This window comes from Nocardioides sediminis, assembly GCF_003047295.1.
Classification (GTDB): domain Bacteria; phylum Actinomycetota; class Actinomycetes; order Propionibacteriales; family Nocardioidaceae; genus Nocardioides; species Nocardioides sediminis.
In genome coordinates, this window is record NZ_PZYZ01000008.1 from 214,276 (window position 1) to 229,327 (window position 15,052).

Consider the following 15,052-nt stretch of genomic DNA (forward strand, 5'->3'; position numbering starts at 1 on the left):
GGACAGCTAGGACTCACTGTGCGCTTGTTGAACCGCTCCGCAGGTCGGATCTCCCGGCACCGCCGCGGCCCCCTCGCCGGACTCGTCGTGCTCCTCCTCGGCCTCGTGCTCACCGGCGGCCTCTACACCGCCTTCTCGCCCGCCCAGGCCGAGAGCACCAGCGACGAGGAGCTCATCGCCCAGGGCCGCGAGCTCTTCCTCGTGGGCTGCTCGTTCTGCCACGGCCAGAACGGCGAGGGCATCTCGACCGCCCGCGACGGCTACCAGGTCGGCCCGTCGCTCGTCGGCGTCGGCGCCGCCGCCGTCGACTTCCAGGTCGGCACCGGCCGCATGCCGATGGCCAACCCGGGCCAGCAGGCCCCGCGCAAGAAGCCGGTCTACAACGAGGAGGAGATCGCTGCGCTCGCGGCGTACGTCGCCTCGCTGGCCCCCGGCCCCGCCATCCCCAGCCCCGAGGACTACTCGATCGACGGGCTGTCGGAGGAGGAGCGCGAGGAGGCCATCTCCCGCGGCGGCCAGATCTTCCTCACCAACTGCACGGCCTGCCACAACTTCAACGGTGCCGGCGGCGCCATGCCGCGCGGTGGCTATGCCCCCACCCTGCACGGCGTCGAGCCCAAGTACATCTACGAGGCCATGCTCACCGGCCCGCAGACCATGCCGACCTTCAGCAACGGCAACCTCTCCCCCGAGGAGAAGCGCGACGTCATTGCCTACCTGGGTAGTCTCGAGGAGACCCCTGAGTACGGCGGCTTCGGCCTCGGCGGCCTGGGCCCTGTCTCGGAGGGCCTGTTCGCCTGGATCGTCGGAATCGGCGGCCTGGTCGGCTTCGCCGTCTGGATCGCTGCCCACAGCACGCGCAGCTCGAAGATCAAGGAAGGGGCCGAGGCGTGAGCGACTCGCACCACAACACTCCGGCCGTGGTGGAGGAGCCCATTCCCAACCCCGGCCTGCCCGCCCACCACTGGCGTCCCACGGACGTCGACGAGCGTGCGGAGAAGCGTGCCGAGCGCCAGGTCGCCGCGTTCTTCGGGCTCTCGATGGTGTGCGCGGTCCTCTTCGTGGTCGCCTACTTCACCTTGGAGATCGGTGACAACTTCGACACCTTCGCAGGGCTCGGCGCCTCCACGGTCGCGCTCGGACTCAGCCTCGGCGGCGCCCTGCTCCTGATCGGCCTCGGCATCATCCAGTGGGCGCGCAAGCTCATGGGTGACCACGAGATCATCGAGATGCGCCACCCCGCCGCGTCCAGCGACGAGGACCGCGCGGCCACGCTCGAGGCGCTCTCGATCGGCACCGAGGAGTCCGGCATCGGCCGTCGCCCGCTGGTGCGCAACACGCTGCTCGGCGCCGTGGCGATGACGGGCCTGCCGGCCGTCGTGCTGCTGCGCGACCTCGGCCCCACCAACGCCGAGATCGCCAACGCCGAGGAGGGCCTGGGCCTCCAGCACACCATCTGGAAGCAGGGCATGCGCCTGGTTCGCGACGTCGTCGGTACCCCGATCAGGGCCTCCGAGCTCGAGATCGGCGACCTGGTCAACGCAGCCCCCGAGGCGCTCTTCCCGACCGAGGAGAACGGCTACCCCGAGATCGAGGGCATTCCGCTCCAGGTCCAGAAGGCCAAGGGCGCGATCATCGTCGTCAAGATGGAGCCCCAGGACATCACCCCCGGCGAGGGCCGGGAGAACTGGTCGGTCAACGGGATCCTCTGCTACTCCAAGATCTGCACCCACGTGGGCTGCCCGATCTCGCTGTACGAGCGGACCACGCACCACGTGCTCTGCCCGTGCCACCAGTCCACGTTCGACCTGGCCGACTCGGCCAAGGTCGTCTTCGGACCCGCTCACCGTCCCCTCCCCCAGCTGCCCCTGGCAGTCGACGAGGAGGGCTACCTGATCGCACAGAGCGACTTCACTGAGCCCATCGGGGCCAGCTACTGGGAGCGTGAGAAGCAATGAGCCTCGACACAAGCAAGGTCGCCAGCACCAACGGCACGACCGCTGCCACTGCGAGCAAGCCGTCGAAGATCGGCGGGGTCGCCACGTGGGCCGACGACCGCCTGGGCCTGGCCGGGGCGATGCGCAAGAACCTGCGCAAGGTCTTCCCCGATCACTGGTCCTTCATGCTGGGCGAGATCGCGCTGTGGAGCTTCGTGGTCCTGCTCCTCACCGGCGTCTTCCTGACCCTGTGGTTCAACCCGAGCATGGGCGAGATCCACTACGAGGGCTCCTACGACCAGCTCCGCGGCATCACCATGTCCGAGGCGATGGCGTCGACGCTCAACATCTCCTTCGACGTCCGCGGCGGCCTCCTGATGCGCCAGATGCACCACTGGGCGGCGATGCTCTTCATCGCCTCGATGATGGTGCACCTGCTCCGCGTCGCCTTCACCGGCGCCTACCGGAAGCCGCGCGAGCTCAACTGGGTCATCGGCTGCCTGCTGCTGCTCCTGGGCACGCTCGAGGGCTTCACCGGCTACTCGCTCCCCGACGACCTGCTCTCGGGCACCGGCGTCCGGGCCGCCGACGGCTTCCTCAAGGCCACCCCGGTCGTGGGCAGCTACATGTCGTTCTTCCTCTTCGGCGGCGAGTTCCCCGGGGACTCGATCATCCCGCGGCTCTACATCGTCCACGTGCTGCTGATCCCCGGCCTGCTCCTCGGCCTCATCGCCGCGCACATGCTGCTGCTCGTCTACCACAAGCACACGCAGTGGCCCGGCCCCGGCCGCACCAACGACAACGTGGTCGGCTTCCCGATGCTCCCCGTGTACGCCGCCAAGGCCGGCGGGTTCTTCTTCATCGTCTTCGGCGTCACCGCCATCATGGGTGGCCTCCTGACGATCAACCCGGTGTGGAAGTTCGGCCCCTACGACCCGACCAAGGTCACGGCCGGGTCGCAGCCCGACTGGTACATGGGCTGGCCCGACGGCCTGCTGCGCATCATGCCCGGCTGGGAGTCGGTGATCTTCGGCTACACGATCTCGTGGAACGTCATGATCCCGATCCTCATCGTGCCGCCGCTGATGCTCGTCATCCTGATGCTGCTGCCCTTCATCGAGGGCTGGATCACCGGCGACAAGCGTGACCACCACTTGCTCCAGCGTCCGCGCAACGCGCCGACCCGCACGGCGGTCATGGTCTCCCTGATGACCTTCTACGGCCTCGCCTGGGCGGCCGGCGGCAACGACCTGATCGCGATCAAGCTCGACCTGAGCATCAACCAGATCACCTACTTCATGCGGGTGATGATCTTCCTGGGCCCGCTCATCGCGTTCATCGTCACCCGTCGCTGGTGCATCTCGCTGCAGCGTCACGACAACGAGAAGCTGCTGCACGGCTACGAGACCGGCGTCATCATGCGGTCTCCCGACGGCGGCTACTCCGAGCGCCACCTGCCGATCAGCGACACCGCGGCGTACACCCTCACCGCCCGGGACCGCGACGAGATCTACACGGTCGACGGGGACACCGACAGCAACGGCGTCACGGCGCCGGGCTCCCGGGTCCAGGCGCTGCGCGCCAAGCTCTCGGCGAAGATGTACGAGCACAACGTGCAGAAGCCCACCGCGGCCGAGATCGAGGAGGCGCACCACCACGCCGAGCACGAGCACGCGCTCGAGGCGGGGCTCGACCACCCGGCCGACGGCCACCAGTTCGACGGCCACAGCGACCACACGGTCGAGGAGGCCCCGCTCCGCGGCGGCCACTGACGCACCACGACAGGTGCCCCGGACCCGACTGGGTCCGGGGCACTCGTCATTTCGGGGGGCGCAGCACCCACCAGGACCCGAACCCCGCAACCACTCCGACCAGCACGCTCAGGATGTACCAGGCACCCTCGTACGGGTAGTCCTCGGGGCGGTAGAACACGACCCCGACGACGTCGGCCTGGACGCCGAAGAGCAGTGTCGTGACTCCGCAGAGCACTCCCGCGACGCTCCCGAGGACGGCGGCGCCGACCTCGCGTACCGGCCGTGGGGCAGCGCACTTGCCAATGCCGGGAGAAGGATCCGAGGGCGTGGTCGACGTCATGCTCCCAGGGTGTCCGGAGCCTGTCGTTCCCGACATGGAGGCGCGTACTCAGTTGCGGACAGCCACCTCGACGAGGTTCCCGCCCTACAGCGCGGAGCCGGCCTTGTAGTCGGCGAAGGAGGCGTTCCAGTCGCCGTACCCGTTGGTGAGGGTCATCCAGCGGTCGGTGCCGGTGTACTCCACGACGTCGCCACGACGCGTCATGGCGTAGAGCCACCCGGCGTCGGCGGTGGAGAGGCCGGTGCAGCCGTGCGAGACGTTGGCGCTGCCCTGGGAGCCGACCGACCACGGCGCGGCGTGGATGAACTCGCCGGAGTGCGTGAGCCGCATGGCCCACTGCACGTCGTCGATGTCGTAGGCCTCCGGGTCGTCGCTGGCGATGCCGACGGTCTCGGAGTTCATCCGCTTCTCCGCGAACTTCTCCATGATGACCTTGGTGCCCGACCGGGTGGTGAAGCCGGGCTTGCCCGTCGTCACCGGGATGGTCCGCAGCAGCGTGCCGTTGGAGAAGACCTGCATCTGGTGCGTGGCCGCGTTGACCTTGTAGACGTGCGCGTCACCGACCTGGAAGTCGACGGTGCGGCTCTCCTGGCCGTAGATGCCGTTGCCGGCGGGGATCGAGTTGACGTCGATGTCCACCGACACCTCGGTGCCGGCCTGCCAGTAGGTGCGCGGGCGGAAGTGCACCTCGGTGTCACTGATCCAGTGCCACGAGCCGGGCTGGGCGGGCGTGCTGGTGACCTTCATGTGCCGCTCGAAGGCGGCCTTGTCGGTCACGGGCAGGTCGAAGCTCACCACGACCGGCATGCCCACCCCGACGGTCTCGCCCGCGAGCGGGGCGACGGAGGCGTAGGTCTGCTCGTCCAGGGTCAGGTCCTGGGTGTGGAAGCGCACGGACCGGTTGACGGTCTCGCCGTCGGACCGGGTGGCGCGGGCACGAGCGACGTAGTCGGTGCCCGGCTCCAGCCGCCCCGTGGACTGCCACGAGCCGCCCTTGACCCGGCCCTCGAGCCGGGTGCCGTCGGCGGCCGCGACCACCACGTCCTCGAGGTCGCCGTCCTCGACCGTCAGCTCCACGGGCTCACCGATGGGGACCGAGGAGCGGTCGCGGGCGTCGAGGTCGAAGCGCACCGGGACGGCCTTCTCGGCCACCGTGGTGGACCGCTCCCCCGGCGCCGCCTCGGGCTCGCCGGAAGTGGCGCTGCAGGCCGCCAGGGACCCGCTCAGCAGCACCGCGGACAGCGCGGTGCCGAGGCGACGTACGGACGGCGTGGTGGATCGGGCCTGAGCAGGCATGCGCGTGCTTTCCCCCAGAGACGTGGTGCCAGGTCTTCTCCAGAGTAACCGCGCCCGCCCGGACGGGGAGAATCAGTGAGCGTGCTCGCCGCGGTAGTACTCGAAGACGAAGCCGCACAGGGTGATGGCTCCCGCCGCCCCGCCGATGATGAAGAGCCACCAGGCGCCCATCGCGATGCCGTAGACACAGACCGCCAGGGTCAGCGCGGTCCACAGCGGCCACCACGAGTAGGGCGGGAAGAAGCCCAGCTCGCCGGCGCCGTCGGCGATCTCGCCGTCCTTGCGGTCCTCGGGACGCGGGTCCATCCGGGCCGCGTGGAAGCCGAGGTAGAGGGCGACCATCAGCGTCAGCAGCGTGGTCATCGTCAGCGCGGACGTGCCCGTCCAGTCACCGGTGATGAACCAGTAGGCCGGCGTCACCAGCACGAAGAAGATCGTGGTGATGATGAAGATCCAGGACTCAGCCTTCACCGGGCGTCTCCTTCGGTGGTGTCGTCGTCGCTGACGCGCTGGCGCAGCATCTCCTCGCGGCCGTCCACCTCGGGGGCGTCCGCCGGCTCACCGCGGCGCTCGGCCTCGTTCTCGGCGAGCTCGAGCATCGCGATCTCGGGGTGGTGCAGGTCGAAGGCCGGGGACTCCGAGCGGATCCGCGGGAGGGTGTGGAAGTTGTGGCGCGGCGGCGGGCTGCTGGTGGCCCACTCGAGCGAGCGGCCCCAGCCCCACGGGTCGTCCACCTCGACCTTCGGCCCGCGGGCCGAGACGTAGACGTTGTAGAGGAACGGCAGCGTCGAGGCACCCAGCAGGAAGGCGCCGATGGTCGACACCTGGTTGAGGGTGGTGAAGCCGTCCTCGGGGAGGTAGTCGGCGTAGCGGCGCGGCATGCCCTCGACACCCAGCCAGTGCTGGACGAGGAAGGTGGTGTGGAAGCCGACGAACAGCAGCCAGAAGTGCGCCTTGCCGAGCCGCTCGTCGAGCATCCGGCCGGTCATCTTGGGCCACCAGAAGTAGAAGCCGGCGAACATCGCGAACACCACGGTGCCGAAGACCACGTAGTGGAAGTGCGCCACCACGAAGTAGGAGTCGGACACGTGGAAGTCCAGCGGCGGGCTGGCCAGGATGACGCCCGTGAGGCCACCGAAGAGGAAGGTGGTGAGGAAGCCGATCGACCACAGCATCGGGGTGTCGAAGGACAGGGATCCGCCCCACATCGTGCCGATCCAGTTGAAGAACTTCACTCCGGTGGGCACCGCGATCAGGAAGGTCATGCCGGAGAAGAACGGCAGGTCCACCGCGCCGGTGACGAACATGTGGTGCGCCCAGACGGCGACCGAGAGGATCGCGATGCCGAGCGTGGCGCCGACCAGGCCGACGTAGCCGAACAGCGGCTTGCGGCTGAAGACCGGCAGGATCTCCGACACGATGCCGAAGAACGGCAGCGCGATGATGTAGACCTCCGGGTGGCCGAAGAACCAGAACAGGTGCTGCCACAGGATCGGTCCGCCGTGGGACGGGTCGAACACGTGCGCCCCGAGGAGGCGGTCGGCCTCGAGCGAGAGCAGCGCACCGGCCAGGATCGGGAAGGCGATCAGCACGAGCAGCGACGTGATCAGGGCGTTCCACACGAAGATGGGCATCCGGAACATCGTCATGCCGGGGGCGCGCATGCAGATGATGGTGGTGATGAAGTTGACCGCACCGAGGATGGTGCCGAGACCGGCCATCCACAGGCCCATGATCCACAGGTCGCCACCGACGCCCGGCGAGCGGACGCCGTCGGAGAGCGGCGTGTAGGCGAACCAGCCGAAGCTCGCGGCACCCGACGGGGTCAGGAAGCCGGAGGCGGCGATCAGGCCGCCGAAGAGGAACAGCCAGTAGCTGAACATGTTGAGGCGCGGGAACGCCACGTCGGGCGCACCGATCTGCAGCGGCATGATCACGTTGGCGAAGCCGAAGAACAGCGGCGTCGCGAACAGCAGCAGCATGATCGTGCCGTGCATCGTGAAGAGCTGGTTGTAGAGCTCGTCGTTGACGACCTGCTGGCCCGGGAACGCGAGCTCCGAGCGGATCAGCATGGCCATCAGGCCGCCGATCATGAACCACGCGAACGAGGTGATCAGGTACATCTTGCCGATCAGCTTGTGATCGGTCGTGGTCATGATCCGGACCAGCTGCTGGCCGAGTGTCCGCTTGGGGCCGGGCGTGGTGGTGGCGGTGCCGGGGGTCGCGGTGGCGGTCACTCCTGGCTCCCTTCCTGGTCGTCGTCCTCGTCGAGGCCGGCCTGCGTGGTGGCGTCCGAACCGCCCAGGAGGGGCTCGTCGGCGACCCAGCCCTGGTCGGCCAGGTCGGCAAGGTAGGCGTCGTAGTCGGCCTGGCTGACCACCTTGACGTTGAAGAGCATCCGCGAGTGGTAGGTGCCGCAGAGCTCGAAGCACTTGCCCATGTAGTCACCCTCGGTGGTCGGGGTGACCTGGAACTTGTTGACCCGGCCCGGGATGACGTCCATCTTCATCAGGAACGCGGGGACGCCGAAGTTGTGGATCACGTCCGGCGAGTGGAGGTTGAACTGGACCGACCGGTCGACGGGGAGCACCAGCGTGGGGATCTGGGACGCGGTGCCGGAGGTGTACGGCGTCGCGCCGCCCTCGCCCTGCTCGGTGTAGTTGAAGGTCCACGACCACTGCTGGCCGACCACGTCGATGACGGTGTCGGGCTCGGGCTCGAGCGCGATCGCCTCGTCCTGCACCTTGACGGTCCAGTAGAAGAAGACGATCACCATCATGATCGGGGCGATCGTGTAGAAGATCTCGAGCGGCAGGTTGTAGCGCGTCTGCACGGGGATCTCGTCGTCGTTGCGGCGGCGGTAGCGCACGACCACCCAGAGGATGAGGCCCCAGACGATGACGCCGGTGACCATGGCGGCGAGCCACGACCAGCGCCAGAGGTCGTAGGTCGCGGTGCCGGTCTCGGTGATCGGCTCCGGCATCGCCAGCCGGGCGATCTGGTCGGCGTCGGCGGCGTCGCCGCCGCACGCGCTGAGGAACATCAGCGTGGCGACCACGAGCACACCGGACGCGACCCGACGCACGGGCACGGCTGCACGCTTGGGAAGTTGCAGACCCACGAACGAGCCTCTCTTTCGGTCAGTCTCGACTGGACGAACCCTATCGCCAATCCGTGCACATGGGTGGGGCGGGTGGGGTGTCGACGCGCACACCTGCCCCTCCGTCGCCATGGTCTAGGTTCGGTGCGTGAGCAACGCGTCCACCGCCGGCCCCGGTGGGCCGGCCGGCGACCGGCCCGTCGACCTCGACGCGGCGTCCTCCACCACGCTGCACCCGGCTGCGCGCGAGGTGCTCCTGGCGGCCCTGGACCGGGGGTACGCCGACCCGCGGCGGCTGCACGGCAACGCGCGCAACGCCCGCCTGCTCCTCGACAACGCCCGCGAGGCCACGGCCGCCGCCCTCGGCGTACGCCCCGACGAGGTCACCTTCACCTCCAGCGGCACCGACGCGGTCCACCGCGGCCTCCTGGGCCTGGTGCGCGGCTCCCGCCGCGGCGACCTGGTGGTGCACTCCGCCGTCGAGCACTCGGCGGTGCTGCACGCCGTCGAGTGGGGAGCCCGAGGGCTGTCCGTCCCGGTCGACGGCCAGGGACGGGCCGACGCCCACGACGTCGTCGGGGCCGCGACGGGCCACGACGTCGCCGTCGTCGCGCTCCAGACCGCCAACCACGAGGTCGGCACGCTGCAGGACGTCGGCGCCCTCGAGCTGTCGGACGGCGTACCCCTGTTCACCGACGCCTGCGCCTCGATGGGCAGGCTCCCCCTCCCCGACGGGTGGGCGGTGGCGGCCGGCTCGGCCCACAAGTGGGGCGGCCCGGCGGGGGTCGGCGTGCTGCTGGTCCGCAAGGGCGCCCGCTGGCGCAACCCCTTCCCCGGCGACGACCGGGTCGACGAGCGCACCGCCGGCTTCGAGAACGTGCCCGCGGCGCTGGCCGCCGCCGCGGCCCTGCAGGCGGTGGTGGCCGAGCGCGACGAGGTCAACCCGCGCCACCACGCGCTCGTCGACGTCGTACGCCGCAGGGTCGCCGCCGAGGTCCCGGACGTGGAGGTGGTCGGCGACCCCGACGTCCGGCTCCCCCACCTCGTGACCTTCTCCTGCCTCTACCTCGACGGCGAGGCGCTCGTGCACGAGCTCGACCGTCGCGGCTTCGGGATCGCCAGCGGGTCGGCCTGCACCTCCTCCACGCTGGCGCCGAGCCACGTGCTGGAGGCCATGGGCGTGCTCACCCACGGCAACGTGCGGCTCTCCCTGCAGCGGGACGCCACGCGTGCCCAGGTCGACGCCTTCTGCGACGCACTCCCGGACGTGGTGCGGGAGCTCCGGGCCCGGGTGGGCCTGTGAGCGGCCGCGGGACCTCGGTGGACCTGGAGCTCGACTGCCGCGACCTGCGCTGCCCGATGCCGATCATCGAGCTGGCCCGGCACCTGGCCGACGTCGAGCCGGGCCGGGTGATCGGCGTCGTCGCCCACGACCCGGCCGCGCGCGCCGACGTACCGGCGTGGTGCCGGATGCGGGAGCAGGAGTACGTGGGCGAGGACGTCGCCGACGACGGCGCGCCGCGCTATCTCGTGAGGCGCGTCAGGGGTGCAGCGTCTTGAGGTGGGGCTCGACGTCGGCGACGGCGTCGGGGCCGTAGGTCGCCTCCAGGCGCCGCAGGAACCCGGCGCGCGACAGCGTGTACTCCTGCGTGCCGACCTGCTCGACGACGTGGACCGCGAGCAGGCAGCCGAGCTGGGCGGCGCGCTCCAGCGAGAGGCCCCAGTCGAGCGCGGCCAGGAAGCCGGCGCGGAAGGCGTCGCCCACGCCGGTGGGCTCGACCTTCTTGATCTCCGGGACGGCGGCGACGGTGATCGACTCCTCGCCCGCGCGGTCGATCCGGACCCCCTCGGAGCCCAGCGTGACGACCCAGGTGCCGACGCGGTCGAGGACCTCCTGCGGCGACCAGCCGGTCTTCTGGGTGATCAGGCTGGCCTCGTACTCGTTGGAGAACAGGATCTCGGCGCCGTCGATCAGCGGCCGGATCAGCTCGCCGTCGCCGAACGCGAGCTGCTGGGACGGGTCGGCGACGAACTTGTAGCCGCGCTGGCGGCACTCGTCGGTGTGGCGGAGCATCCCCTGCGGGTCGTCCGGGCCGATGAGGACGTAGTCGGGGGTGCCGACGCGGTCGACGATCGGCTTGAGCTCGATCTCGCGGGCCTCGCTCATCGCACCGGCGTAGAAGGAGGCGATCTGCGCGTGGGCGGCGTCGTTGGTGCACACGAAGCGCGCCGTGTGCCGGGTCTCGGAGGTGTGGACCGCGGTGCAGTCGACGTTGTGCCGCTCCAGCCAGGAGCGGTACTCGGCGAAGTCCTCGCCGACCGCGCCCACCAGCACGGGCCGCAGGCCCAGGTTGCCGAGGCCGAAGCAGATGTTGGCCGCGCACCCTCCGCGGCGTACCTCCAGCTCCTCGACCAGGAAGGACACCGAGAGCTTGTCGAGCTGGTCGACGACGAGGCTGTCGGAGAACTTCCCCGGGAAGGACATCAGATGGTCGGTCGCGATGGATCCGGCGATCAGCAGAGGCACGCGGGAACACTACCTCCCGGTACTGCTGGGGATACCCCGCGGTAGCCCCTAGCGTCGGTGACATGACATCAACCGATGGCGCCTCCCGCCTCACGCACGCCGAGCTCGCGAGCACCGCCGAGATGGCCGACGACTGCCGTGCCACCAGCCACAACCTGCGTCTCGAGCGGGCCGCCCGGGCGGCCGTGCAGGGTCCGCCCAGCATCCGCTACGAGGACTACCCCGCCGAGGTCGCCAAGCGCGACATCCGGGTCAGCGAGGCCGCCGCCCGGCTGGCCGAGGCGCTCTACGGGAAGTAGCCGCACGCACGACGAAGGGCCCCTGCCGGTCGGCAGGGGCCCTTCGTGCTGCTCGAGGCGGCGCGGCCTCGATCAGTGGAACGAGTCGCCGCAGGCGCAGGAGCCGGTGGCGTTGGGGTTGTCGATCGTGAAGCCCTGCTTCTCGATGCTGTCCACGAAGTCGATCATCGCGCCGTTGAGGTAGGGGACGCTCATCCGGTCGACGACCACGGTCACGCCGTCGAAGTCGGTGGTGACGTCGCCGTCGAGGGTGCGCTCGTCGAAGAAGAGCTGGTAGCGCAGGCCCGAGCAGCCACCGGGCTGGACGGAGATGCGCAGGGCGAGGTCGTCGCGACCCTCCTGCTCGAGGAGGCTCTTGACCTTGGCGGCGGCGACATCGCTCAGGTTGATCTGGTCGGTGCGGCGGTCAGTGGTCGTGTCGACCTGCTCGGTCATCTGCTGCTCCATCGTCTGTCGAGGGTGGTACCGGTCCAATGGTCGCACATGCCGGGTTATTCCACCCGCCCGACGGCCGTCAGCGGGACCAGGTGCGCGCGACCCGCGCGGCGAGGTCGCTCAGCGCGCCCGACGGGTCGCCGAAGGCCCGCTCCTCCCCCACCAGGTCGACCAGCGAGTAGGCCGACTCGATGCCCAGCGCGCGCATCTCCCGGGCGCCGACGAGCACCTGCCCGGCCAGCGCCACGCACGGACGCAGCGCGTCCGCGGCGACCTCCGCCACGCCGTACGGCACCTTGCCGGAGCGGCTGGAGAAGTCGAAGGCGCCCTCGCCGGTGATGACCAGGTCGGCCTTGCGGGCGCGCTCGGCGAGCCGGACGTGCTCGGCGACGAGGGCGATGCCGGGCTGCCGGGTGGCGCCGAGGGCCAGCAGCGCGTAGCCGATGCCGCCGGCGGCCCCGGCGCCCTTGTCCAGCGACGTACGCCGGTCGGTGGCGGCCGCGAACGCCTCCAGCCAGCCGTCGACCTCGGCCACCTGCTCCTCGGGGATCCCCTTCTGGGCGCCGAAGGACTTGGTGGTGCCGAAGAGCCCGGTCAGCGGGATGTCGATGTCGGTGGCGGCGACCAGCGTGACGCCGGCGAGCCGCTCGCGTGCGGGGGCGAGGTCGACGGTGGTCACGGTGTCCAGGGCGATGGCGCCGCTGTCGAGGATCCCGTCGGAGCGCGCACCGAGGGCGGCCAGCACGCCGGCGCCGCCGTCGTTGGTGCCGGAGCCACCGAGGCCGACCACGACCGTGGTGGCGCCCGCCTCCACGGCGGCGAGCACGAGCTCGCCGACGCCGTTGCTGCTGGCGAACTCCACGCCGCCCTCGACCAGGTGCAGGCCGACGGCCTGCGCGCTCTCGACGTAGGCCACGTCGTCGACGGCCAGGATGGTCGCCGGGACGCGCTCTCCGTGCGGTGCCTCGACCGTCACGGCGAGCAGCTCGCCGCCCAGGGCCGCGTGCAGCACGTCGACGAACCCGGGGCCGCCGTCGGCCATCGGGGCCAGGTCGAGCACGTCGTCGGGCGCCTGCCGGGCCCAGCCGGTCGCGATGGCCTCCGCGGCCTCGACCGCGGTCAGGGTGCCGGAGAACTTGTCCGGCGCGATCAGCACGCGCATGGCGCCATCCTGACGCATCCCGCCGACACCTGAGCACCGCCTCGGCGTCCGGTGCCGGCGGAACGTCCTGCTCGGGTCAGCCCAGGTCGACGATCGCGGCCACCGGGCCGCCGCCGTCGGGACCCTGGTGGGCCGCGGAGACGGACACGAAGACCGCCGGGTCGCCCGTCACGGCGGCGGTCACGCCGCCGACGCACGCCTTGATCTGCCGGTGCCAGTGGACGTCGGAGTCGTCCAGCATCGCGTTGCGCCGACCCCGCACCTCGCCGTCCTGGGACGCCTCGCACTTGAGGAAGAGGTTGACCAGGCGGCCGTCGAGGTCGGTGTGGTGGGGCCGCTCGGGCAGCTCGAGGCCGGCGTCGCGGATGGCCTCCCAGAGCCCGTCCTGGTCGAGGGCGTCCTTCATCACCGAGTGGCCGATCCGGTAGCGGCCGCCCACGCCGGTCGCGTTGCCGACCACGACGACCTGCGCCTGGTCGAGCTCGACGCCCGAGGAGCAGGAGGCCACCGAGGAGAAGAGCGACCGGTCGTGCATGACGTCCTCGTCGGTCGGCATCTCGATCTCGCCCAGCGCCACGGCGATGCCCAGCGCGGTGCAGCCGTTGGAGAGGTCCATCGACTCGTGGGTGTGCTCGGTCCACACCGTCTTGCCGCGCGACTTGGCGTCGCGGATGGTGTGGATCGTGAGCAGCGGGGTCTTGGTCTGCACGTAGTGCACGTCGGCGGGGTCGGAGATCCCGGCCCGCTCCATCGCCACCCTCACCGCGTCGGCGACCTTGGTGACCATCGCGGTCCGGCCGATGTCCTCGGGGGCGAGCACCTCGCTCATCGCGAACCCGACGGTCAGGCGCGGCTCGTCGGTCGGCTCGGCGTCGGTGGTGGCGAAGATCGTGGCGTGCGGGCTGATGACCCCGTCGGTGCCGCCGGACCACACGATGGGGACCTGCTTCACCGCGTCGGGGTCGGCCCCCTTCTCGACCAGGACCTCGCGGAAGGCCCGGTCGGCGATGATGCGGGTGTAGTCGTTGACACCGCCGTTGCCCTCGGTCTTGCCGATGATGGCGATCACGCGGTCGGCGGCCATCACCCCGTCGTCGATGAGCCTCGCGAGCTCGGAGGCGTCGGCGACGGAGTGGATGGGGACCTTGCGGACTTCGATGGCGCTGGGCATGGGCGTTCCTTTCAGGTGGGTACGACGACGGTGCCCGCACCGCCGTGGACGGCGGCGACGATGCTGGTGAGGTCGGTGATGACGGACGTGCGGCCGGTGGCCTCGACGAACCGGCAGGCGGCATCGACCTTGGGCCCCATGGAGCCGGAGGCGAACTCCCCCCGCTCGCCGTACGCGCGCAGCTGCCCGACGGTGACCCTGCCGATCGGCTCGGCCTCCGGGGTGCCGAAGGCCAGGACCGCCTGCGGCACGTCGGTGGCGATGACGAGCACGTCGGCGTCGAGCGCGCGGGCGAGCAGGGCGGCGCCGAGGTCCTTGTCGATGACGGCCTCGACGCCGCGCAGGGTGCCGTCGGCCTCGCGGACGGTGGGGATGCCGCCGCCGCCGTTGGCGACGACCACGTAGCCGGCCGCGAGGAGGGCCTGGGCGGCCGGCGCGTCGAGGACCTCGAGCGGCTCCGGGGAGGCGACCACCCGCCGCCAGCCCCGCTCGCCGCGGTCCTCCCAGGTCTCGCCGTGCTCGATCATCGGCGTCGCCTCGTCGGCGCTGACGTAGCGGCCGATGGGCTTGGTGGGGCGCGCGAAGCCGGGGTCGTCCGCGTCGACCAGGGTGCGGGTCACGACGGTGGCGCAGGGACGCGTGATGCCACGCCGGGACAGGGCCGCGTCGAGGGCGTTCATCAGGACGAATCCGAGCGTGCCCTGGGTCTGCGCGCCGCACCAGTCGAGCGGGACCGGCGGGACGACCGCGGCGGCCAGCTCGTTCTTGACCAGGAGGTTGCCGACCTGGGGGCCGTTGCCGTGGGTGATGACCACGTCCGCGCCGCTGGCGACCAGCTCGGCGACAGCCTCCATCGCCACCTCGGCGGCCGCGATCTGGTCCTCGGGACGCGCCCGCCCCTCGGCGTTGGTCATGGCGTTGCCGCCCAGTGCGAGGAGGACCAACATGTCGACGAACCTAGTCGCGCGCGCGGCGGTCGGGCACCACCAACAACGGTCAACCAACGGCGTCCCGGATGGCACTTGTTGCCA

Annotated in this window: 16 protein-coding genes; 6 read left to right on the plus strand and 10 right to left on the minus strand. The window is 70.6% G+C overall.

Features of this window, described 5'->3' with window-relative positions; all coding sequences use genetic code 11:
* Positions 1 to 18: 18 nt before the first annotated feature.
* The 3 genes from qcrC to qcrB are packed head-to-tail and all read left to right on the plus strand — an operon-like array spanning position 19 to position 3,709.
* Entirely contained in the window at positions 19 to 894 is an 876-nt protein-coding gene (gene qcrC / locus DAI17_RS18280) for a cytochrome bc1 complex diheme cytochrome c subunit (protein WP_107774644.1), read from the plus strand.
* Positions 891 to 1,958, plus strand: coding sequence for a cytochrome bc1 complex Rieske iron-sulfur subunit (gene qcrA / locus DAI17_RS18285; RefSeq protein ID WP_107774645.1), 1,068 nt, complete (start codon positions 891 to 893; stop codon positions 1,956 to 1,958). Before qcrC ends, qcrA begins: the two co-directional genes overlap by 4 nt.
* Entirely contained in the window at positions 1,955 to 3,709 is a 1,755-nt protein-coding gene (qcrB, locus tag DAI17_RS18290) for a cytochrome bc1 complex cytochrome b subunit (RefSeq protein WP_107774646.1), read from the plus strand. The genes qcrA and qcrB overlap by 4 nt, the downstream gene beginning before the upstream one ends.
* Positions 3,710 to 3,755: 46 nt before the next feature.
* Here the strand turns inward: qcrB and DAI17_RS21100 are convergent, their stop codons facing one another.
* From DAI17_RS21100 to ctaC, 5 genes are all read right to left on the minus strand, one after another.
* Positions 3,756 to 4,031 carry a hypothetical protein gene (locus tag DAI17_RS21100; RefSeq protein WP_159081632.1) on the minus strand — a complete coding sequence of 92 codons (276 nt, stop codon included), beginning with the start codon at positions 4,029 to 4,031 and terminating at the stop codon, positions 3,756 to 3,758.
* Between the two features lie 84 nt (positions 4,032 to 4,115).
* Positions 4,116 to 5,327: a L,D-transpeptidase gene (locus DAI17_RS18295; RefSeq protein WP_107774647.1), complete on the minus strand. Its 1,212-nt coding sequence runs from the start codon at positions 5,325 to 5,327 to the stop codon at positions 4,116 to 4,118.
* Positions 5,328 to 5,399: 72 nt separating this feature from the next.
* On the minus strand, positions 5,400 to 5,798 hold the full coding sequence (locus DAI17_RS18300; protein WP_107774648.1) for a cytochrome c oxidase subunit 4: 399 nt from the start codon (positions 5,796 to 5,798) through the stop codon (positions 5,400 to 5,402).
* Positions 5,795 to 7,564: an aa3-type cytochrome oxidase subunit I gene (ctaD, locus tag DAI17_RS18305; RefSeq protein ID WP_107774649.1), complete on the minus strand. Its 1,770-nt coding sequence runs from the start codon at positions 7,562 to 7,564 to the stop codon at positions 5,795 to 5,797. The genes DAI17_RS18300 and ctaD overlap by 4 nt, the downstream gene beginning before the upstream one ends.
* Entirely contained in the window at positions 7,561 to 8,418 is an 858-nt protein-coding gene (ctaC, locus tag DAI17_RS18310; RefSeq protein ID WP_234412592.1) for an aa3-type cytochrome oxidase subunit II, read from the minus strand. Before ctaC ends, ctaD begins: the two co-directional genes overlap by 4 nt.
* 157 nt (positions 8,419 to 8,575) lie before the next feature.
* On the opposite strand from ctaC, the gene DAI17_RS18315 reads away from it, so the two are divergent.
* Positions 8,576 to 9,730 (plus strand): cysteine desulfurase family protein, encoded by a 1,155-nt coding sequence (locus DAI17_RS18315; protein ID WP_107774651.1) that lies wholly within the window; start codon positions 8,576 to 8,578, stop codon positions 9,728 to 9,730.
* Complete coding sequence (locus DAI17_RS18320; protein WP_107774652.1) at positions 9,727 to 9,987, plus strand: sulfurtransferase TusA family protein; 261 nt, start codon at positions 9,727 to 9,729, stop codon at positions 9,985 to 9,987. Before DAI17_RS18315 ends, DAI17_RS18320 begins: the two co-directional genes overlap by 4 nt.
* Here DAI17_RS18320 and DAI17_RS18325 read toward each other — a convergent pair.
* Positions 9,968 to 10,954: a carbohydrate kinase family protein gene (locus DAI17_RS18325; protein WP_107774653.1), complete on the minus strand. Its 987-nt coding sequence runs from the start codon at positions 10,952 to 10,954 to the stop codon at positions 9,968 to 9,970. The genes DAI17_RS18320 and DAI17_RS18325 overlap by 20 nt on opposite strands.
* A 62-nt stretch (positions 10,955 to 11,016) precedes the next feature.
* Between DAI17_RS18325 and DAI17_RS18330 the strand changes: the two genes are divergently transcribed.
* Positions 11,017 to 11,253 (plus strand): hypothetical protein, encoded by a 237-nt coding sequence (locus DAI17_RS18330; protein ID WP_107774654.1) that lies wholly within the window; start codon positions 11,017 to 11,019, stop codon positions 11,251 to 11,253.
* Between the two features lie 72 nt (positions 11,254 to 11,325).
* Here the strand turns inward: DAI17_RS18330 and erpA are convergent, their stop codons facing one another.
* The 4 genes from erpA to DAI17_RS18350 all read right to left on the minus strand — a co-directional run bounded on the left by erpA (position 11,326) and on the right by DAI17_RS18350 (position 14,968).
* Complete coding sequence (gene erpA, locus DAI17_RS18335; protein WP_107774695.1) at positions 11,326 to 11,688, minus strand: iron-sulfur cluster insertion protein ErpA; 363 nt, start codon at positions 11,686 to 11,688, stop codon at positions 11,326 to 11,328.
* A gap of 79 nt (positions 11,689 to 11,767) precedes the next feature.
* The gene (locus DAI17_RS18340) at positions 11,768 to 12,850 is read right to left on the minus strand and encodes a glycerate kinase family protein (protein ID WP_107774655.1); all 1,083 of its coding nucleotides are present in this window, start codon (positions 12,848 to 12,850) and stop codon (positions 11,768 to 11,770) included.
* 76 nt (positions 12,851 to 12,926) lie between these two features.
* Complete coding sequence (gene bar, locus DAI17_RS18345) at positions 12,927 to 14,021, minus strand: barbiturase (RefSeq protein ID WP_107774656.1); 1,095 nt, start codon at positions 14,019 to 14,021, stop codon at positions 12,927 to 12,929.
* Positions 14,022 to 14,032: 11 nt separating this feature from the next.
* Entirely contained in the window at positions 14,033 to 14,968 is a 936-nt protein-coding gene (locus DAI17_RS18350) for a carbamate kinase (protein WP_107774657.1), read from the minus strand.
* Between the last annotated feature and the right edge of the window lie 84 nt (positions 14,969 to 15,052).